Source organism: Lysinibacillus sp. PWR01, from assembly GCF_043359455.1.
Taxonomy (GTDB): Bacteria; Bacillota; Bacilli; order Bacillales_A; family Planococcaceae; genus Lysinibacillus; species Lysinibacillus fusiformis_F.
This window is the reverse complement of sequence record NZ_JBHERJ010000053.1, coordinates 1-21,662: the sequence shown is the minus strand read 5'-3', so window position 1 is coordinate 21,662 and position 21,662 is coordinate 1. Positions and strand designations below refer to the sequence as shown.

Annotated in this window: 18 protein-coding genes, 1 other RNA gene, 2 pseudogenes and 1 other annotated feature; of the genes and pseudogenes, 5 read left to right on the top strand and 16 right to left on the bottom strand. The window is 38.1% G+C overall.

The features are described 5' to 3' along the window. Nucleotides 1-57: 57 nt before the first annotated feature. From ACEVFT_RS10625 to ACEVFT_RS10615, 3 genes are all read left to right on the top strand, one after another. Complete coding sequence (locus ACEVFT_RS10625; protein WP_393949644.1) at nucleotides 58-264, top strand: hypothetical protein; 207 nt, start codon at nucleotides 58-60, stop codon at nucleotides 262-264. A gap of 455 nt (nucleotides 265-719) precedes the next feature. Then, complete coding sequence (locus tag ACEVFT_RS10620) at nucleotides 720-1,271, top strand: hypothetical protein (RefSeq protein WP_393949642.1); 552 nt, start codon at nucleotides 720-722, stop codon at nucleotides 1,269-1,271. Continuing rightward, nucleotides 1,261-2,010, top strand: coding sequence for a GTP pyrophosphokinase (locus ACEVFT_RS10615; RefSeq protein ID WP_393949640.1), 750 nt, complete (start codon nucleotides 1,261-1,263; stop codon nucleotides 2,008-2,010). The genes ACEVFT_RS10620 and ACEVFT_RS10615 overlap by 11 nt, the downstream gene beginning before the upstream one ends. A gap of 89 nt (nucleotides 2,011-2,099) precedes the next feature. Here ACEVFT_RS10615 and ACEVFT_RS10610 read toward each other — a convergent pair whose 3' ends face one another. The 5 genes from ACEVFT_RS10610 to cymR form a co-directional block, all read right to left on the bottom strand. Next, complete coding sequence (locus ACEVFT_RS10610; RefSeq protein WP_342441067.1) at nucleotides 2,100-3,539, bottom strand: MDR family MFS transporter; 1,440 nt, start codon at nucleotides 3,537-3,539, stop codon at nucleotides 2,100-2,102. 165 nt (nucleotides 3,540-3,704) lie between these two features. Then, a complete protein-coding gene (locus ACEVFT_RS10605; RefSeq protein WP_393949638.1) occupies nucleotides 3,705-4,364 on the bottom strand; it encodes a tetratricopeptide repeat protein in 660 nt (219 codons plus the stop codon). A 74-nt stretch (nucleotides 4,365-4,438) separates the two neighbouring features. Then, the gene (gene mnmA / locus ACEVFT_RS10600) at nucleotides 4,439-5,563 is read right to left on the bottom strand and encodes a tRNA 2-thiouridine(34) synthase MnmA (RefSeq protein WP_393949636.1); all 1,125 of its coding nucleotides are present in this window, start codon (nucleotides 5,561-5,563) and stop codon (nucleotides 4,439-4,441) included. A gap of 77 nt (nucleotides 5,564-5,640) precedes the next feature. Continuing rightward, nucleotides 5,641-6,789 (bottom strand): cysteine desulfurase family protein, encoded by a 1,149-nt coding sequence (locus ACEVFT_RS10595; protein WP_205444580.1) that lies wholly within the window; start codon nucleotides 6,787-6,789, stop codon nucleotides 5,641-5,643. A 346-nt stretch (nucleotides 6,790-7,135) separates the two neighbouring features. After that, nucleotides 7,136-7,555, bottom strand: a complete 420-nt coding sequence (gene cymR / locus ACEVFT_RS10590) for a cysteine metabolism transcriptional regulator CymR (RefSeq protein ID WP_004226809.1) — start codon at nucleotides 7,553-7,555, stop codon at nucleotides 7,136-7,138. Nucleotides 7,556-7,758: 203 nt separating this feature from the next. On the opposite strand from cymR, the gene ACEVFT_RS10585 reads away from it, so the two are divergent. After that, nucleotides 7,759-9,048, top strand: coding sequence for a replication-associated recombination protein A (locus tag ACEVFT_RS10585; protein WP_393949632.1), 1,290 nt, complete (start codon nucleotides 7,759-7,761; stop codon nucleotides 9,046-9,048). Nucleotides 9,049-9,133: 85 nt separating this feature from the next. Here the strand turns inward: ACEVFT_RS10585 and ACEVFT_RS10580 are convergent, their stop codons facing one another. From ACEVFT_RS10580 to hisS, 11 genes and pseudogenes are all read right to left on the bottom strand, one after another. Next, nucleotides 9,134-9,850, bottom strand: a complete 717-nt coding sequence (locus ACEVFT_RS10580) for a hypothetical protein (RefSeq protein ID WP_205444583.1) — start codon at nucleotides 9,848-9,850, stop codon at nucleotides 9,134-9,136. A 282-nt stretch (nucleotides 9,851-10,132) separates the two neighbouring features. After that, nucleotides 10,133-10,651, bottom strand: a complete 519-nt coding sequence (locus ACEVFT_RS10575; protein WP_393949630.1) for a hypothetical protein — start codon at nucleotides 10,649-10,651, stop codon at nucleotides 10,133-10,135. Nucleotides 10,652-10,860: 209 nt separating this feature from the next. Next, complete coding sequence (locus ACEVFT_RS10570; protein WP_342441071.1) at nucleotides 10,861-11,247, bottom strand: hypothetical protein; 387 nt, start codon at nucleotides 11,245-11,247, stop codon at nucleotides 10,861-10,863. A gap of 140 nt (nucleotides 11,248-11,387) precedes the next feature. Next, on the bottom strand, nucleotides 11,388-12,149 hold the full coding sequence (locus tag ACEVFT_RS10565; RefSeq protein ID WP_066036487.1) for a tRNA threonylcarbamoyladenosine dehydratase: 762 nt from the start codon (nucleotides 12,147-12,149) through the stop codon (nucleotides 11,388-11,390). 312 nt (nucleotides 12,150-12,461) lie between these two features. Next, nucleotides 12,462-13,274 (bottom strand): annotated as a pseudogene (locus ACEVFT_RS10560) (DUF871 domain-containing protein); the annotation flags it as partial. Further along, nucleotides 13,213-13,668, bottom strand: a pseudogene (locus ACEVFT_RS10555) (PTS transporter subunit EIIC); the annotation flags it as partial. The pseudogenes ACEVFT_RS10560 and ACEVFT_RS10555, both read right to left, overlap by 62 nt. Nucleotides 13,669-13,747: 79 nt before the next feature. Next, on the bottom strand, nucleotides 13,748-14,467 hold the full coding sequence (locus tag ACEVFT_RS10550) for a sugar isomerase domain-containing protein (RefSeq protein ID WP_393949628.1): 720 nt from the start codon (nucleotides 14,465-14,467) through the stop codon (nucleotides 13,748-13,750). A 4-nt stretch (nucleotides 14,468-14,471) separates the two neighbouring features. Next, nucleotides 14,472-15,194: a GntR family transcriptional regulator gene (locus tag ACEVFT_RS10545; protein WP_205444596.1), complete on the bottom strand. Its 723-nt coding sequence runs from the start codon at nucleotides 15,192-15,194 to the stop codon at nucleotides 14,472-14,474. 740 nt (nucleotides 15,195-15,934) lie between these two features. After that, a non-coding RNA gene (ssrS, locus tag ACEVFT_RS10540) (6S RNA) lies at nucleotides 15,935-16,134 on the bottom strand. Nucleotides 16,135-16,273: 139 nt separating this feature from the next. Next, nucleotides 16,274-18,043 (bottom strand): aspartate--tRNA ligase, encoded by a 1,770-nt coding sequence (gene aspS, locus ACEVFT_RS10535; RefSeq protein ID WP_393949626.1) that lies wholly within the window; start codon nucleotides 18,041-18,043, stop codon nucleotides 16,274-16,276. Between the two features lie 66 nt (nucleotides 18,044-18,109). Beyond that, a complete protein-coding gene (hisS, locus tag ACEVFT_RS10530) occupies nucleotides 18,110-19,378 on the bottom strand; it encodes a histidine--tRNA ligase (RefSeq protein ID WP_205444599.1) in 1,269 nt (422 codons plus the stop codon). A gap of 253 nt (nucleotides 19,379-19,631) precedes the next feature. Then, nucleotides 19,632-19,874: a binding site (T-box leader), on the bottom strand. A gap of 164 nt (nucleotides 19,875-20,038) precedes the next feature. Here hisS and ACEVFT_RS10525 point away from each other — a divergent pair. Then, nucleotides 20,039-21,625, top strand: a complete 1,587-nt coding sequence (locus ACEVFT_RS10525; RefSeq protein ID WP_393949624.1) for an N-acetylmuramoyl-L-alanine amidase family protein — start codon at nucleotides 20,039-20,041, stop codon at nucleotides 21,623-21,625. The last annotated feature ends 37 nt before the right edge of the window (nucleotides 21,626-21,662 follow it).

The following is a 21,662-nucleotide window of genomic DNA, read 5'->3' as shown; positions in this document are numbered from 1 at the left end:
GTTTTTCCATTTCAAGAAACAAATTTAGAGAGAATCATAGATGGTAAATATTTTAAAGTGAATAAAAAAGATGATTCTCTTGCGATTCAAGTGCAACTTGACAACGAGCAAATGTTACTGGAATTTTCAAAATCATTAAAGGCAACATGTGGCTTTTTACGCGATCAAGAAACAGAGCCTTATATCGGAACCTATATTGATTTACAAGTTTTCGTTGATGAGTTTAATAAGCGTTATAACTTAAATGCTGAAATTATTAGTTAAAACAAGGGGTAACTAGCTTCCCTTTGTTTTAACTCCACACCTCTTCTGCATTATTCCTTTCTCGTATTTCTGAAACCTTTTCATTGTCATGTGAGTTATATATTGTATAGCATGAACTATAGGGGGTTCACATGGCTAAACTTCATACTCAAAATTTCCTACCTTACTTTTTTATGCTTCCCGCCCTTCTCATAGGGATGATCACCATGATCTCTTACGGCGTAGGCTTCTCTATTTGGATACAAAACCTATTCATCTGGATTGTAGGCGTTCGTTTTTGCTATGTTGTTTTAACTAAAACTAGCCTTAAACTTTTAGATAGAAGCCCTCTTTCTATCACATCTGTATTAATTATACTACTCATTATGCCCTTTTGTTTTAATGGTATAGAGGGTGTCCATCGATGGATAACTTTTGGTCCATTTCATTTTTATATGGCTAGTATTATTTTACCTATGTTAATTATTTATTTATGGAAGCTTTCAAAAAATAAAAATTTATTACTTTCTATAGGATTCATAATCCTCATAGAAGGTATATTAATTATGCAACCAGATGCAGGGCAACTCACTTCGTTTGCTTGTGCATCCACCATTATTTTATGGCGAGCTATAGAAAATTCGAAAGGGAAGTATATTACCCTAATTATATTAGCCATATTTGTCCTAGCATCATGGATGTTTCTTGATCATTTAGCTCCAGTCCCATATGTAGAGCAAATTATTTTTTTAGTGGCTGATATGGGAAGTATTTTCCTTTTATTGGGTGTGGTAGCACTCCTAATGTTAGTATATCCATTTTTTATCCCATGGAAAAAAGATACATTGGCAATGGCTTTAGGCCTATATTTTCTAATGACAATCCTTGTTACTTTCCTTGGTAATTTTCCAATGCCTATTATGGGCTATGGAATTTCACCAATTATCGGCTATCTCATTGCAATCACTGCCCTACAAAAAATAAAAATCGAACAAAGAAAGAAAGGATTTACAAACGATGAAAACTGAACTAGAAGTAAACACTTTAAAATCATTCCAAACTGAATTAACACGCTTCTTTTTAGCCTACAAATTTGCTCTCCAAGAAGTGGAAACGAAAATTAATATCTTACAAGAAGAATTTAAGTTGATACATGAATATAATCCAATTGAGCATATTTCTACACGTGTCAAATCACCGAAAAGTATTTTAACAAAGATGATGAAAAAGGAGCTTCCTCCATCAATGGAGGCTGTTCGTGAAAATATTCGTGATATAGCAGGTGCTCGCATCACCTGTTCCTTCGTGGAGGATATTTACAAGGTAAGCGCCATGTTACAAGCACAGCATGACATAGAAGTTGTTGAGGTGAAAGATTATATAGCCAATCCAAAAGAAAATGGCTACCAAAGCTTACATCTCATCATTAAAATCCCTATCTTTATGTCAGACCATATGGAAAAGGTCTATACAGAGATCCAAATTCGTACAATTGCAATGGATTTCTGGGCAAGCTTAGAGCACAAAATTTATTATAAGTATAACAAAGAAGTACCCGAGCATATTCGACTTGAATTAAAGGAAGCCGCTCTACAAGCAGCTGAGTTAGATCGAAAAATGGAGCAACTGAATAAAGAAATCAATATTTTAAAGGAAAATGAAGCAGAGCCTTCATTGCTAGACAGTACCCCGATCGCCCATCTAGCTAAATACTTAACGGATCTTCCTAGCAGTAAGATAATCGATAATGCTCTATTCAAAAAATAAATTCATTCTTAAATATGTTCATCAAATGAAAAATCCACCTCACACTCTGCATGATCACAGAATATGAGGTGGATTTTACTGTTTATTCACTATTGCGCCTTGGATTTCGTTGCTACAAAGAAGGAGAAAATAAGAGCACAAATGGCAAAAATAAAGGTAGCGACATATACGAAACTGACGCCATTCGCAATGGTGTCCTTTAAAAAGCTTACTTCTTCTATATTAAAGCCACCTTTTGCAAATTCACCATTTAATTGAATTTCACCTTTTCCTAATGAAGCCATTTTTTCACTCGTTGCTAGGTTGAAAATCATACCAAATAGTGCTGCCCCAATCGCTTGGCTAAATGTATTCGTAAAGGAGTTCAAACCAATTGATATACCAAGCTGCTTCGGATCTGCCACCTTTTGTATGGAAATCATCAACATCGGCATAATAAAGCCCATCCCTAGTCCAATTAATGATGAAGCGAAATAAACGCTGAAATCACTAGAGCCTGAAGATAATCTTGCCAGCAATAGCGTACCCGTAACAAGTAAAATCGTACCCATTTGGATAATGCGTTTATTTGTTAAACGTCCGATTAAATAACCTGCCATAATCGAGTTCACCGTCCAAAAAATAGACATCGGTGTTAATAATAAACCAGCTTGTGTTGCATTTTTACCTAAAACACTTTGGGCAAATATCGGAATATAGACCGTCACACCAATGACAATAGACATGCCGCTTAAAGTTAAAGCATTAATGACCATTAGTCGTCCATTTTTAAACAGAGTTAACGGAATAATTGGCTCCTCTGCTCGCAACTCCACCCAGATAAAAATACTTAAGAATACAAGAGCAACCCCATACATTAGCAGCGATTGACCTGATAACCAAGTCTGTGTTTTACTGTTTTCGATAATAACAAATAGCAGTGCCACCATGCCAATTGTAAAAAATGCTGCACCTAAATAGTCAATTTTGCGCTTCACTGCTTCTAGTTGTTCTTTATAATGTTTAGCAATTAAATAGATTGAAGCTAAACCAAATGGTACATTAATAAAGAAAATGAAATGCCAAGATACTTGGTCAACAATAAAGCCTCCAAATAATGGACCTACTACGCCAGACACGCCCCATACCATACTTAAATAACTTTGTCCTTTGGCACGTTCTTTTTCAGTCTTAAACAATTCACCAACCATTGTTAATGTGATGGGTAAAATTGAACCTGCGCCAATACCTTGAATTGCTCGGAAGACTATTAATTGCTCCATGGATTGCGCTAAACCACATAACATAGAACCTACTAAAAAAATAATAATACCTGTAATAATCATCCGTTTGCGCCCAAATAAATCAGCTAGCTTACCAAAAATAATTGCCGCAATGGCTGAAGCTAGTAAATAAGCAGAATAAATCCAGCTTATTAAGTCTACGCCTAATAAATCAGCCGTAATACTTGGAATAGCTGTACTAACAATTGTTCCTTCAATTGCAGCGAGTGCTGTTACAAGTAATAGTGCAATAAATACTTTATTCATCCTGTCACCTTTTCCTTTCCTGCATGACATACATTACCAAGTTTGAACTAAAAATAAAAGAGAAACGAGTTCATTCTATGAAAAAACAAACGATTGATTTGCAGTTTTACTAGACAATTTCAATAAAAAAAGCAGCAAGTAGATTAACTCGCTGCTTATTATCTATCAGTTAAATCGTTGGGCAATCATATCGTAAAGATAACGTGCTTGGTCGTATTCCGGTTGTAAGGTAAAGGCTTGTTTCAAATGATACATCGCATCTTCCGTTTGTTCAGTGGATACAGCATATAGTACACCTAAATTATAATGTGCATCTGCATTATTCCAATCCTGTTCAATCAAGAGATCCAGTTCCTTCTTCCCTTCATCAAACATTTCTAACGCACATAGTACGATCGCATAGGCTAAACGAATTTGTGTATCATCTGGAGCAAGTTCTACCGCACGTTGTAAATAAGGTAAGGCCAATTTTGAGTTATCCATACGCTCAAAGCATTTCCCCATCATATAATAGACATCTGCACCTTCAATATGATGCTTTAGCGCTTGTTCATACAGCTTCACAGCCTCGGCATAGCGTTCAGCATTGTAATATAAATTGGCTAGACCATAATAGGCTGTAGCTGCTGTTTCATCCACAGTAATGCCCTTTTGGAAGAAACGTTCTGCACGTTCGGTATCCTCTAACACGGCTAATAAATTGCCGAAATTTACATAACCAATAGCATTTTCAGGCTCTGCTTCGATTGCTTTTGTAAATAGTTGAGCAGCATCCTCATAACGTTTTTCTTGAAACGCTTGGATGCCCTGTTCATTATAATTCATTCGTTTTTCACCTCTATGTAGCGAAAAACTGCCTTTAGGGAGCCAAGAGGCCATAAAAGCAGTCTTAACGCAATTTATCCAACATATGTTAGTTTTTCATTACTTTTAAAGACTTCATCAATCGTTCCGCCACCAATACATTCTTCTCCATTGTATAGTACTACAGCTTGTCCTGGTGTAATTGCACGTACAGGTTCTGCGAATGTAATGTGTGTACGGCCGTCTGGTAAAATTTCAACTTCCACTGGTGTATCGGTTTGACGATAACGGAATTTTGCTGTACAAGAAAATTTCCCAGGCAATTTTTTTGTCGAAGTATAGTTCATTTTCACAGCTGTTAATGATGTAGAATACGAATATTCATTGTCAAAGCCTTGTCCGACAAGCAGAACATTACGTTCTAAATCTTTTCCTAGCACAAACCAAGGCTCGCCGTCTCCACCAATACCAAGACCATGTCGTTGCCCAAGTGTATAGTACATTAAGCCATCGTGTTGACCCATTACAACGCCATCCATTGTTTCCATCTTGCCCGGTTGAGCTGGTAAATATTGACTCAAAAACTCTTTGAAATTACGTTCTCCAATAAAGCAAATGCCCGTTGAATCTTTTTTCTTGGCCGTAGCAAGTCCAGCTTCCTCTGCAATTTTACGTACTTCTTTTTTCTCAATATCGCCAATCGGGAACATCACATGCGCCAATTGCTCTTGTGATAATTGGTTTAAAAAGTATGTTTGATCTTTGTTATCATCAACACCACGTAACATTTTTACCTCGCCATCACCACTACGATCAATTCGTGCATAGTGACCCGTCGCTAAGTAATCAGCACCAAGGTTCATGGCATGCTCTAAAAATGCTTTAAATTTAATTTCTTTATTGCACATCACATCAGGGTTTGGTGTACGCCCTGCCTTATATTCTTCTAAAAAGTATGTGAAAACTTTATCCCAATATTGTTTCTCGAAATTGACAGCATAATATGGGATACCAATTTGATTACATACTTTAATCACATCGTCATAATCTTCTGTTGCTGTACAAACACCGTTTTCGTCCGTATCATCCCAGTTTTTCATAAAGATCCCGATTACTTCATATCCTTGTTGTTTTAACAAGTATGCTGCCACCGACGAATCTACCCCACCTGACATGCCGACAACAACTCGAATTTGTGAGGGGTCACGTGTTTCTTTCATTGTGGTCACCTTTTCTTTTATCTAATTACAGTGCATGCTTCAATATTTATAGAAACATAACATTGGTATTGCGCAAATTATTTTTTAGCTAGTTTTTTCACAATTTGAGCCGTTTTTTCCGCTGCATTTCGGATATCCTTTTCCGTTAAATCCTGCCCAAAGCTGAATCGGATGGAGTTTCGTAGCTCTTCTGCACTTTGTCCAAACATTGCTACTAACACATGCGATGGATCAATCGACCCAGCAGTACATGCCGAACCACTCGATGCATAAATTCCTGCCATATCAAGGTTCACTAAAAATGATTCTACTTCCATGCCCTCAAAGCTAATATTTAGAACATGTGGCAATGAATGCACCTCATCACCATTTACATGGAATGCTAGCTTTTCCTGCGAAAAAACATCAAGCATAATTTGCTTAAAGTGATTGTATAGTGAACGCTTTTCTTCACGCAACTCATTTGCAACTTGCACTGCAGTTGCAAAACCAATAATGGCAGGTATATTTTCAGTACCTGCACGACGTTTTTTCTCTTGTGCACCACCAAGAGCATAGCTCGCTAACGGTGTGCCCGACTTTTGATAAAGGAATCCAACACCTTTTGGACCATTGATTTTATGAGCAGATACACTCAATAAATCCACCTGTAATTGCTTTACATCAATGCGCTCTAAGCCATAAGCCTGAACCGCATCTGTATGGAATATGGCACGATGCTCACGTAATAGCTCACCAATTTCAGCAATTGGTTGAATCGTACCAACTTCATTATTTCCGTACATGATTGTCACTAAAATGGTATCTTCACGCAGAGCTTTTTGGACATCCTCAACCGCTACTCGCCCCATTTGATCTACTGGTAAATAAGTCACCTCAAAGCCATCGCGTTCAAGTTTTTCACAAGTATGTAATACTGCATGATGCTCTACTTGCGTTGTAATGATGTGTTTTCCTTCGTTTGCATGGGCATAGACAGTTCCTAAAATCGCCATATTGTCCGCTTCTGTGCCACCACTTGTGAAAATAATTTCCCCAGCTTGGGCACCAATAGAATTGGCTAATAGCTCACGTGCATCATCTAGATATTTTCTTGCTTCTCGACCTGCTCTATGGATACTGGATGCATTGCCAAATACCTGTTGCATAGCAGTCGTCATCGCTTCTATTACTTGGCCATTCATCGGAGATGTGGCCGCATGATCGAGATAGATATATGAATTCATGTTGAAAACTCCTTTTTTTCATCAATTACGCCTCGGCCTAATTGAGTCAGGATTTTTTCGAGCTCGCTCGAAAAGCTCCTTTTAAAACTTTGTAACATCCGCCAGAGGCTTTAGCTTGATTCAGTTAATGCTTGCAAAATCAATACAAGCATTCTTCGCTCCTCTATGAGAAGGGAATTTTCCGTACTTGGTGCTTCATTTTCGGTACAAAAAACATTCGCTGAATCGAGACAAAAGCGCAAAACCCACATCACTCATCGTAAAAATAGCCATTGAGATGTGAATAGCTCACAACCGCCCTAAAGAATGAGGTGAATGTAGGAGTAGCGCTTTAGCTTGAACATTTTTAAATATAGAACATGTAGCCTTCTACTACATTCTCTTCTGTATATTGTGCTAAATCTTCAATTGTTGTTGTATCTAACACATTTTTTACTGCATCGCGAATACGTAGCCATAACTCTCGTTGAGGTGCTTCTTCATTTTCAATACCCTCTACTGGTTGAATAGGTCCTTCTAGCACACTAATAACATGGGCTGCTGAAATTTCGCTAGGTGGATTGGCTAGCATATAACCACCATAAGCACCACGTACACTTTTTACTAAGCCTGAATTACGAAGCGGAGATACTAATTGCTCTAAATATGCTTCAGAAAGCTCCTTTTCCGCAGCAATTTTACGCAAAGGAATGGGTCCTTCCCCATAATGCTTTGCTAATTCAATCATAATCGTAAGCCCGTATCGGCCCTTTGTTGAAATTTTCATTTTATCACCCTCAATTAGTCTAGTCAAAATACTACCAACAGTATATCATAATCTCCTCTTGATGAACTCGGAAATACACCTAGAAGGATATGATATACTAATTAAAGCGATTCAAAATCGTTCAAAAGCTATATCAGCGCTTTATTTTAGCGTAAAAACATGTACGAAGCAAAAAATGACAACGACTGAAAGGGGGAATTATGTTGCATAATGAACCACTCGCTTTTCGAATGCGCCCTTTAACCCTTGATGAGATTGTTGGTCATCAGGATTTCATTGGTCCCAACACAGCCCTTTATAAAATGATTCAAAATGAACATGTACCCTCCATGTTGCTATATGGAGAACCTGGAATCGGTAAAACATCCATTGCCAATGCCATTGCAGGAAGTTCCAAGCTCCCTTTCTTTGCACTTAATGCCACACGAGCTGGTAAAAAAGATGTTGAAGATATTGTACAAGAAGCCAGAATTTCTGGAAAAGTACTACTTTTTTTGGATGAAATTCATCGTTTCAATAAATTACAGCAGGATACATTGTTACCACATGTAGAAAATGGCTCGATTGTATTAATTGGTGCCACAACAGAAAATCCTTATCATGATGTAAATCCAGCGATTCGTTCACGCTGTGGTGAAATTTATCAGCTAAAACGGTTAACTAAGGAAAATTTAATCGAACTAGTTGAAAAAGCACTAGCTGATGAAAGACGAGGACTAGGTAAATATCATTTTGCATTAACACCATCACAAATTGAACAAATTGCAGCCGCAGCGAACGGAGACGCGCGAAAGGCATTAACTTTGCTAGAATCCATTTATTATGCCAGTGACGAGGTGGATGGACAAACGATTGCTGCCGATCATGTCATTGAGCATCTCATTAGCCGAATTGGTGTGTATGGCGATAAAAAAGGTTCACATTTTTATAATCTACTTTCTGCCCTGCAAAAATCTGTGCGTGGCAGTGATACCAATGCCGCTCTGTATTATTTAGCACATTTATTGGAAACAGGCGATTTAGTGGCTGTCAGCAGACGCCTACTTGTTATGGCCTATGAGGATGTTGGTCTAGCAAATCCCGAAGTTGGCCCTCATATGTTAGCCGCCATACAAGCTGCGGAACGACTGGGATTACCAGAGGCACGTATCCCACTTGCAAGTGCTGTCATTGAAATGTGCCTTGCCTCAAAATCCAATTCTGCCATTGTGGCAATCGACGCTGCCATTACGGCTATACATGAAGGTAAAACAGGCGATATCCCCCATCATCTGCGAGATGCTCATTACGAGGGTGCTAAAGATTTAGGACATGTTGGCTATCAATACCCACATAACACGCCGATCGGTACTTTTGGTGGTTGGGTAGACCAGCAATACTTACCAGATGAACTTGTAGGAACAGAATTCTATAAACCTGTAATTGCTGGTGAGGAAAAACGTATGGCAGGCATTTACGAAAAACTCAAATCATTCCATAAAGATAAGAAATAATCATATAAAAGCAAAGTCACTATCTCAAGTAATTGACATGACTTTGCTTTTTTTTATAAAACAACAGGATAGACTGCTCTAGCAATCATCCTGTAAAGCTCGGGTTATTTGTTGTGTATCGTTCTTGGTAAAACAAATTTAAAGGTTCTGCTACATGTCGAAGTGATGGCAAAATGGATTCTTTCACATCTCCTTCATTTACCTTACTATGCAAAAAAACAATCAAATTATAAGACTGATACAATAAGCTCGCAAACTCTTGATTGTTTTCTCTTACCTCAAAGCGAATTGCTTTTACAGCAATTGCTTGTGCAATTTTTTGTTCTCTCGTCTCACAGGAAGGTTCCTTACTTAATTCATCATCCGACACTCTATATAACCGTTTTAATGCACCATACACCTCTTGATTTCCACTAAATCGATCTTTTAACCACTGCAAGACAAATTGTAAAAGAATGACTGCATAGATAAGGGAAAGACATTCGTCGCCACGTGACTTTTTTGCTAAGCGTTGGAAATATTCTGCTTGTGTGACTAATTCAAAAAGAAGTAAACGAATTGGGTAAAGCATGGCATGGCCGCTATTGATGTATAGCTTTTCTCGATCTCTATACATAGCTAACCAAATATCTTTGATCAATGAAATGGATTTCCTCGTTGAGAGCGCTAATTGACATTGAATAAGCTCCTGTTCAATCGTAGGTTGGATAAGCTGTTGAAATAAAAGTTCATCTTCCTCACTAACTAGTAAAAGTGGTTTTTCCAAATTTGCCAAATCTATTTCTATTCCATTTACAATCATTGCCTAGCCCCCTTCCAATAAGTTCTTACAGCGTTAAGCAGAGTGAGCACATCTATTACCAATTTTTTAACTATAATTCGACAAAAAAACATAAATACCTTTCTAGATAATATGTCTTTTTACTTTCCCTACAATAAAAAAAGAATCCACGATACTAAATTAGGCAAGTGAATCAGTCTTTTTCAACATCGAACATTGTAGAAAAAGCTGATTTAATTACAATTAGTTGCGTAGATTCTTGTCGTATTGGCTATTTTCTGAAAATAGATAGTCTACTATTGTCTAAACCGAAAGTTCTTGATCAACAAATAATTTAAACTGTTGAAGACACTGCTTCACATCACCCTTTTGTGACAGCACTTCGTTGCGTATGATGGTTGCTTTTTCTTCATCATCTAGCGCTTCAGTTAAAAGAGCAAAGATATCTGTTAATAATAGCTCATTCTCTTCCTGCTCAATACTCGGTAAGGAATAGGCTGCTATTTTTAATAAACGCTCTACTTTTTCAGGTGTCTCTTGTAAAGCATTCGAAGAATAATAGGTTGATGCAGCTAAAAAGTAGCATAATTTTGCACAACAATCGATAAATAAATGCCAATACGTATTTGCTTTTGGTAATTCCCCTGCTCGCTGATTAACGTATTCCTTATAATAGGTTGTGACTTGTATATATAAAGGATTTAATTCTCTCATGGCTTTTGGATAATTGTTGGATGTATCCAAATAGTCAAATACAATGGCATTCATTTTCTCTTGAAGTTTAACAATATCTAAATGATCACGAATTACTTGAATTTCCATTTTCCCACTCTCCCATATGTCATTTGCTGTTTAACTTCTTGGCTATTCACTGCGTAGCACCAAGCATCCCAAACAAACTGATCGATTATCTAATGGATGATTCAAATTATAGCAATAAACCATATGAAGTAGTGTGGACATGAAAAAAATAAGACAATTTCGTGAATTAATAGCATTTTATGTACATAAGAGGAACTATTTTGGTAAAATTATAACCTTTGTACATAATCATCAAATAACCATGGTTCCTTTGCTCGATCAACAATTTCGATAATACTTCCATTTACATATTTTTTAATGCGCTTTTGAGGTATATAAAAATAAGCATTGTTCATAATTAACCATTCACTTAATGTTAAATCACTACCTGTTTGTTGCTTCGTTAAGATTTTTTTATGTCGCAGAACATCAGCCATTTTATAAAAACCATCTGACAATTCGTAGGCTGATACATCAAAATTAAAAATGGGGCTGACAACTTGTCCAACATCAAAAATATGTATAGTTTGCTTTTCTTCATCTATAGCTAACTCTACTGTGCTAATTTCATCCAAAAGATTTAAACCTCTATACTCCATTTGATAAATTTTTTCCATTTGTATACGCCTCCTTTTTTACAACGGTCTAATTGTAACATAGAAAAAGTAGCTACCTCTAAATACAATTAAGGCAGCTACTTCTACGAAAATGAACATTTATGCTGTTTATTGAAAATTACCCAAACCTGTATATGGTACTAACCTTGTACGCGCGTAATTTTTACATCTTTTAGGATGGTATTGACTACCCAGCTGGCAGCAATTAAACCCGCTACGGACGGTACAAAGGCATTGGATGAAGGCGGCATCTTTGCTTTGCGAATTGCTGCATCAGGCTTACCTACATGTTCGACAACATCTGGACGAACGACAATTGGACTTTCATCTGAAAATACAACCGTAACACCCTTATGAATGCCCTCTTTACGTAGCTTTGTACGAATGATTTTCGCCAATGGGTCTGTATGTGTTTTTGAAATATCTGCAATTTGGAAGCGAGTAGGGTCCATTTTATTTGCTGCACCCATACTTGAAATAATAGGAATATTACGTTTTAAACATTCCTTCATTATATGAATTTTATACATCACTGTATCGCTTGCATCAATCACATAATCAATGCCTTGCGCGAAAAATTCTTCATAGGTTTCTTCCGTGTAAAACATATGCATGTCAATCACTTCACATGCTGGATTAATATCTGCAATACGCTCTTTCATAATTGCTGATTTTGATTGACCAACTGTCGATAGGTATGCGACAAGTTGTCTGTTGACATTTGTAATATCTACATTATCCTTATCGACTAAAATAATACGACCGATTCCGCTTCTTGCACATGCCTCAGCCGCAAATGACCCAACGCCCCCTACACCAAGTATAGCGACCGTTGTATTTTTTAATTTCTCGAGACCCTCTGTTCCTATAGCGAGCTCGTTACGTGAAAATTGATGTAACATCCTGACACTCTCCATCTATGAAATTTTATTAGTAAACCTAGTTATATACTAAGATAAAATCAAAACCTATCTTACATTTTATCACGTTATTGTTCAAGAGAAAAATATAAAGAAAAAATCAAAATTGTCTACATCAATATGTAGAATTAATCAATTTCTACCTCGTTAGCCAACGTCAATTAGCAGCTCTTTGGACGCCCCAACGGAAATCAAGCCCTCATCTTGCAAAGTTGCTTTTTCTGCCGTTGACATCATCTTTTTTCAACAACATGGAAAAAGAGATTGATGACTCAATCTCTTTCTCACTCTTCTTTACTTAGTAAAACCAAATGATGACCATGGTTGAATATGTGCTAATAAAAATTGTTCTTCCTCCACAACGCTTGCGACAACATTACTCGATCCAGCATTCGGTATGTCCTTTAGCACAATCTGTAGCTCTCCCTTATAACGAACATCTAAATTATTATCAATCGTGATATCCCCTCTTTTTAATGGCCGTATATCATGCACAGGAAAATCTCCATTTTTATATTTAACACGGGATTGTGTGCTACGGATCACGTATTCAGAAACATCACCACGATTAAAGTGGGGCTCTTTCAAAAGAATCGTTTCCTCTAAAATGCTCGTGTCTTCAGACTGGACAACCTTTAATTCAAGCTTATTGCGATTTAAGAGACCTAACGCACGTATTTCTTCCTCAGAAGCAAACATATTGCCAATGATACAATCGTCAATTAGCCCTGTATGCCATAAATCTTTCGCCTGTACAGTAATTGGGAGATGACGGTGCTCCTCTAAGGTAGGTAAACCGTGCTCTGTTTGTTCCCAAGGTCCAAATTGACCATGCTGTGAGGAAATCATCGCTGCTGTTCTCACATTGTGTGCTTTAAAGTGTTGAGACGTTTGTAAAAAATGCTGACGAGATAGCCCAGTAAAGCGTCTTGGATAAAAATTATGACAGCCGATAATGTTCTCCTTATTGGGCTGATAAGAGAGAATATTATCTACATACTTCGTACCATTACTAATGTTTAATTCTATTTTTAGATTACTTGCATCAAGTGACATCAACGCTTCTTCCTGGCCTGAAAATCCCATATCTAAACGTAAGGCTGCCAAATAATAATGTTCTTTTAAATAGCCAATTACGGTTCGCCATCGAGATAAATGGAAGATAAATACAAACAGCGATGACAATTAAGGCCATACTCAAAATAGCACCACGCCAAGATTGAGTTGCTAAGAATCCATTAATAATCGGTGGTGTTGTCCATGGCGGTGCAACGGTAGCAGCTGGCACCCAGCCCCATTTCGTTGCAAAGAATGCAATGGTTACATTGAGCATTGGTGTCAAAATGAACGGTACGAATAAAACCGGATTTAATACAATTGGTAACCCAAAAAGTAATGGCTCATTAATATTGAAAATCCCAGGTGCTGCTGATAATTTTCCAACTGTATTATATTGTTTATTCTTCCTAGCAAATATGAAAAATGCAATGATAAGTGCTATGTAATGCAGCAGGTCTGGCATGAATACCTTCAGGAGATGAAATTTTATACATTTTTTTATCCACAATCCCTCCATTCTTTCACGTAAAATCAATCCGATGTTGATATTTGGCAATCATTTTCTCATTATGCGACCAATCTGAATCCACATTATTGCTGACAAAAATCAGTAACTCTATTGAGGACTTTGCTAGTGTTTCAATGATTTCACTGAACAAAGCATTTAATAGTAATGAACCAATAACAGTGGACGCTGGTGCATACTGCATTTCATGTATATTCAGTACACCATCACCAATAGGGATATGTGTATTGATCACAAAATCTACCACATCTTCTAGCCGTTTCCCACTGTGATGACGTGTAGCCTGTTCCTGATAGAGGAGCGATTGGAGGGATACCACAAATACATCTGAATCCTTTGCTAGCAAAGCAGCATCAATAGGTGCTGCATTTCTCCCTGAGGTTGAAATAACGATGCAAACATCATTCTCACGAAAGTCAAACTGTTCTTTATGCTGTTCAATAATGTTCGGATCTTTCTCATTGATTGAAGAAGCTAATGCGCCAGCATGTAAGGCTAAAGGTTCAATAAATATTGGACGTACGGGTACTAATCCACCCGCTCGATAAAATGCCTCCTGTGCCAGCAGCTGAGAATGACCACAACCAAATAATTGAATAATCCCACCTTTTTGGAGGCGTTGGACAATGATTTGTGCCGCTTCACTTATATGTGCTGTCTCCTTTTCCTTTACAACCTGGATGAGCTTTTCGATTTCAGAAAAATATGCATGCATAAAATCACCTTTTAATTTCACTTATAAATTTATAACGATCAGCTCGATACGTACTACGTACAAGCTCAAATGGTTTACCATCTGATAAGTAACTTGTACGTTTGATAATTAAAACAGGTGCTGTTTGATTAATCTGTAGAAATTTACTATCCTCTTTTGATACGATGGCTGCCTCCATTTGCTGTACGGCATTCCCAATCTTTTGATGGAACTTTGCTTCGATTAGGGCATAAAGTGAGCCCATTATTTGCTTCTCATCCAACTCCGGATAAATCTTAACTGGGATGTACGTTCTTTCAATTGCCATTGGCTGAGCATCAGCATTTCGAATACGCACTACAAAAAATACTTCTTCACCAGGCTCTATCATTAAATCCCTTGCAATATCCACGGGTGGTATGATTTTCTCAAATCGTAACACTTTACTGCTTGGTTCCATCCCTCTTGCTCGCATATCTTCCGTAAAACTCGTTAATCCCTGTAACGGTTGCTCTAATTTGGGATTCGCAACGTACGTACCTCTCCCTTTTTCTCGATATAATAGACCACTATTTACTAGATTGGTAATGGATTGACGTACAGTCATTCTACTTACATCAAATTGTGCAGAAAGCTCTCGTTCTGATGGGATGGTCTCACCAATTCTGTATTCTTCTAAATAAATTCGTTGTTTAATAATCTCTTCTATTTGTATATAAATAGGTATATGAGAATTTTTCTCTAACAATTCTTGCACCTTCCTTATCGCCTTTATGATTTCTCAATACAACTTTACCTCGTCAGATTGTTTTTTGTATGTCGCATTGATTAAGCAAAGCTAAATTATGTCCACTATTGACATGTGTATCATAGTGATGAAAAGGACGCATTTGATTATATAAATGGTCCCTTGATTTATGCCTAATGGACTTTCCTCTATTATTGTAGCATCTGAGTGACCAATAGACGAAAAATGCTTCGAGTAACGTAAACTCATCTTCATTTTCTGAAGCAACGCCTTTTGTTAGATAGCATGAATAGTCATCTTTTGCTAATTAGCAAATTGTTTAATCGATGGACTCATTCTGTTCTCTATTGGCTAAGCATTAGCTCACATTTTCTAAACAATTGGATATTCTACATTAAATACCCAGTCATTATATTGCTCTGTTTAAATTTAGCCTCATGGACTTAAGCGCTTTCAATTTTGGTTATGGATTGTGTAATCGTCGTCTCCCTTTATATAACATTGCCTCTTCCAAAGAAGGTATAGTTGTCTATACCAATTATATGCTTCTCTAACAGAAATAAAAAGTAATCTTTCGTATTTTCTAAATTTTTATTTATTTAAAATGCTATACTAGCTCTTTTTTAAAATAGCTATGCCCTGAACTGTATTTACTTTCCTAATCCATCATTCTGCTCCTGTTTAATTTAACGCATAAAAAAAGGAGCTATTGTTAAGCTCCTTTCAATCCTATGTATAGGACGAATCCCAATTGTGCCGTAATGCCAAGAAACATTCGTTTTGAACCCGCAATTTGCAGGTGGGTGCCCGCTTTGCAGCTTTAAACGTCCCGCTTCGCATGGGGCATGTTTGCAACTACAAAATGAAGGCTCCCGATTCTATAGTGTTCGGTCAAAACTGTGAAGTAGAGTTAGCAGTTAGACAAACACATCAGGATTCGTATTACAGTTATCATAACACCACTTTTCTGATAATTCAAACGATTTTCTCTAATAATCTATAATTTTTTAAGAAAACGCAAAAAATACCTAGATTCCCAACAGTATTTGCTAGAAAATCCAGGTATTTTGTATTATCTATTATTTTCTAAAAGGTTTGATGGCCAGGCTTAATTCACTTAGTTGTTCAGGAGATACTTCGCTTGGTGCCTCTGTCATCAAGCAACTAGCACTAGCTGTTTTCGGGAATGCGATTGTATCACGTAAATTCGTACGACCTGCTAATAGCATCACGAAGCGATCAAGACCAAAGGCAAGACCAGCATGTGGTGGTACGCCATATTCAAACGCTTCTAATAAGAAGCCAAATTGTGCTTGTGCTTCTTCTTCTGAGAAGCCAAGTAATTCAAACATTTTTTCTTGTAGCTCACGTTCATAAATACGTAATGAACCACCACCAAGTTCGTAGCCGTTTAAAACGATATCATATGCTTGTGCCCGTACTGCTGCAGGGTCTGTGTCCATTAACGCTATATCTTCATCAAACGGACGTGTGAATGGATGGTGTGCAGCATAGTAACGTCCATCTTCCTCAGAGTATTCGAATAATGGCCAGTCAGTAATCCAAAGGAAAGCAAATTGTGATTCATCGATTAGGTTTAACTCTTGTCCTAATTTCGTACGTAGAGCACCTAAAGAAGCTGCTACAATAGCTGCTTTATCAGCGACAAATACTAGAATATCGCCAACTTCTGCCCCCATACGCTCGATTAATGCAGCTGCTAACGCTTCGTCAAAGAATTTCGCGATTGGACCGTTTAGGCCTTCTTCTGTAACCTTTAACCAAGCAAGACCTTTTGCTCCGTAAATACCAACGAATTTCGTTAACTCGTCCATGTCTTTACGAGAATAGTTGTCAGCTGCACCTTTAATATTGATACTTTTTACTTGTTTACCTTGTGCAACAGTATCGGCAAATACTTTGAAATTACAGCCTTCAAAAATATCATTTAACGCTACTAGCTCTAATCCAAAACGTACATCTGGCTTATCTGAACCATAGCGATCCATTGCTTCTTGGTATTTCATGCGTTGGAATGGTGCAGGAATGTCGATTCCTTTTACTTCTTTCATTACCGCTTGGATTAAGCGTTCATTCATTTCTAATACTTCTTCTTGTGTTAAGAAGCTCGTTTCAATGTCCACCTGTGTAAACTCTGGTTGACGGTCAGCACGTAAGTCTTCATCGCGGAAGCAACGCGCAATTTGGAAATACTTTTCAAAGCCAGCAACCATTAATAATTGTTTAAATAATTGAGGTGATTGTGGTAATGCGTAAAATTCACCTTCATGAACACGTGAAGGTACTAAATAGTCACGAGCACCCTCTGGCGTTGATTTTGTTAAAATTGGTGTTTCTACTTCTAAGAAACCTTCGTTTTGTAGGAAGTTACGAATTGTACGTGTCACATCAGAACGCATTTTGAATGTATCGAACATTACCGGACGACGTAAGTCAAGATAGCGATATTTCAAACGTAAATCTTCTGATACGTCTGTGCGATCTTCAATCTGGAATGGCGTAGTTTTTGCCGTATTAATCACGACTAATTTTGTTGCTTCCACTTCGATTTTACCGTTTGGCACATTTGGATTGATTTGATCCTCTGTACGAAGAATGACTGTTCCTTCCACCTCGATCACATATTCACTACGCACTTTATCCGCTAATGCATGTGCTTCTGCCACATCTGGACTAAAAACGACTTGCGTAATACCAGTACGATCACGTAAATCAATGAAAATTAAACCACCAAGGTCACGACGGCGCTGTACCCAACCTTTTAATACGACTTTTTCGCCTTGTAACACTTCTGAAAGCTCGTTACTAGCATGTGTTCTTGTAGCCATTGTTAAATTCCTCCAAAATATCTTCAATTTATGTAGCATTTCACTACAAATGCCCTCTGTCTGTTTTTATGCTTGTTGTGTTAAATAGTTCACTAGCTCTGAGAATGTCACTTTGTGCTGTTCACCAGATTCCATATGTTTCACAGCAGCTGCCTGCTCTTCAAGTTCTGTTTCACCTAGAACAAGGGTATATTTTGCACCTAGACGATCCGCTGATTTCATTTGGGCTTTCATTTTACGGTCTAAATAATCCATCTCTGTCGCAAGGCCCTTCGCGCGGAAAGTACTTGTCAGCTCAACGGCCTTTTGCTTCGCTTCATCGCCCATTGCAATAATGTAAACATCTAACCCTGAAGCTGTATCTAATTCAACGCCCTCTGCTTCAAGTGCCAGCAACAAACGCTCAATACTTAGTGCGAAACCAATACCTGGTACATCTGGACCGCCAATTTCTTGCACTAATCCATTGTAGCGTCCACCACCACACAATGTTGTAATGGCCCCAAAGCCAGATGCTGTGGACATAATTTCAAATGTTGTGTGGTTGTAATAATCAAGTCCTCGCACAAGATTTGGGTCAACCTCGTAAGAAATACCCAATGTATCTAAGTATGTTTTCACTTGAGCGAAATAAGCAGCTGATTCTTCTGTTAAGAAATCAGTTAACGCAGGAGCCGTTTGCATTAATGGGTGCTCACGATCTACCTTACAATCTAAAATTCGTAATGGATTTTTTTGTAAACGGCTTTGACAATCTGAGCAAAACTCATGAATATGTGGCTCAAAATGCTGTAATAACGCTGTACGATGTGTATCACGCGTTTCTTTGTCACCAAGTGAATTAATTACTAATTTTAAATCCTTTAAACCCGCTGATTCGTAGACGTCCATTGCAAGAGCAATGACTTCTGCATCAATCGCAGGATCTGCTGAACCAATTGCTTCTACTCCAAACTGTACAAATTGACGATAACGACCAGCTTGTTGACGCTCATAGCGGAACATTGGTCCTAAGTAAGAAAGCTTAACTGGCTGATCTGGAGCACCAAACATTTTATGCTCCACATAGGCACGTACGACACCAGCCGTATTTTCTGGACGTAGTGTTAATGAACGCCCCCCACGATCTTCAAATGTATACATTTCCTTTTGCACAACATCTGTTGTTTCCCCAACACCACGTGCAAATAGATCTGTTTGCTCGAAAATTGGTGTGCGAATTTCGTTATAGCGATAAACACGACAAATATCACGAATAATCGCTTCAACCTTTTGCCATTTCTCAGATTGACCCGGCAAAATATCTTGTGTCCCTCGTGGCACTTTAAAACTCATGTAATTCCCTCCTATATCGATTGCTTATGATAGAGCAGCTGTCGTCCCACTTTGAGCGAAGCCATGCTTCGATTGAGCGGTTTTCTGTCCGGTTGGAGCGGGTAGCAACCTTTGATGAGCACTTTTCACTCTAGTTGGAGCACTTTCTCTCTTTTTAGGAGCGCCTTCCCCTCTTCTCTGAGCAAAAACAACCATCCTCGAATGAACGCATTACTTTTTGGACAACAAAAAAAGCCCCCGTCACCTTGCTATTGCAAGGGACGAGAGCTGTATAAGCTTCCGCGGTTCCACCCTAGTTGACACAAATCATTACATGTGTCCTCCTCGTAATCGGATAACGGCCGATTCCGTTTTTTCCTACTAGGCACTGCTTTTCAGAAAAAAGCCTCTCAAGTGTTATTCGCGTGATACATTTTTGTAGGAAAGATTGCAGCCTAAGTCTTTCCCTCTCTTTTCCAATAGTGGTATACGCTACTTGCTTGGTCATAAGCGATTAATCATTTTTCGATTACCCTTTATGTTAGTCACTAGCTAAGGCAATGTCAACTATTTTTGTATTTTTCATCAGTCTATATTGAAAATAACCAATTCTGTTACCATTTTACCACGAATTTTATGATAAAAGCATGGTAAAATAGCACAAGGAATAGGAGGAATCTGATGAGGACAAAAATTTTACATAGTATAATCATCTTCGTACTAATGGTAACGATGGCGATTCCCAATAAGAACTTTGTTCAAAGAGCTTCCGCTGATACCAGTGATCTAAAAGTCGCGGGAACGATTCTTCATTTGCGTGAGGGTCCTGGATTGTCTTATCCCATTATTACGACTTTAGAAGAAGGTGACCCTTTAACCTCAATCGATCGAGAAGGTGATTGGTATCAAGTCAAAGCAGGTAACTACGAAGGATGGGTTGCCTCTTGGCTGACCGCACCTACAAATGCTAAACAAGCCATCGATAAAACCGTCATTTCACAAGTTGACCGTTTAAATATTCGAACAGAACCAGACATCTCTTCAGCAGTTCTTGGTCAACTTTCTACGGGTAACCAAGCAAACCTCATTGAAGAAAATGGAGAATGGGCAAAAATTGATTGGAATGGATTAACAGGATGGGTTTCGAAGGATTATGTCACGATCAACGATAATCCTAAAAAAGAAACAGAACCCAAAGAAGATGCTGTTGAAGTAACTACTACAACCACGACACCTGCCAACAAGGATACAACCTTTACCATTTTAGTGGACGTCCTAAATATCCGAAAAAAACCAGACTTGAACGCTAAAAAAATCGGCACAGCAACAAAAGGTCAAGCCTTTAAAGTACTGGCGCATGAGCATAATTGGGTACAAATTCAGTACAATGATAAAAAAACGGGTTGGGTCTATAGTTTTTACGGTACATTTTCCAATAAAGTAAAGAGCACCTCAAAAACGTCAACTTCCAAAGAGTTGGAGTCTGTTACCATTATCTATAATGGGACAAATCTACGAACGGATGCCTCAACGGCAGCTGAAGTGGTCGAACGTGTAGATGCTGGTGTAAATTACCCGATTGTAGGCGTTAAAAATGATTTTTATGAAATACAATTAGACGACGAAAAAACAGCTTTTGTCGCGAACTGGGTAGTCACAACAAGTTCCAATAAAGCGACAAATTCACAGAAAGAAAAAGAAGAGCCCCGTAAAAAAGGGACATTAAGCGGGTTAACGATAGTTGTTGATGCTGGTCATGGTGGGAATGACCATGGTACAACTGGTCAACGTGGTACAGAGGAAAAGGGCATTACTTTGAAAACGGCCACGCTGCTTGCTTCCAAGCTAAGTGCTGCTGGCGCAAACGTGGTCATGACGAGAGAATCAGATGAATATGTGGCATTGCGTAAACGCGTATCAATTGCCCATCAATATGAGGCAGATGCCTTTATTAGCCTTCATTACGATGCAACAGACGATAGCTCCATTAACGGCTTCACGTCTTACTATATGAATAGCAATCAAAAAGGGCTTGCTGAGGCGATTCATGATGGACTATCAAGTAAAATAGATTTGAGAGATCGTGGTGCACAACAAGGGAATTATTTAGTCCTACGAGAAAATCGTCAAAAGGCAGTCCTCATTGAGTTAGGCTTCCTGAGCAATTCAAGTGAGGAGCGCGTCATCACAACGGCGAAATTCCGTGAACAAGCGACTCTTGGTATTTATCAAGGGATTCTCAACTACTTTAATGAACAAGATGAATAAAGCAAAAAGCTGTGGATGAGCATCCACAGCTTTTTTC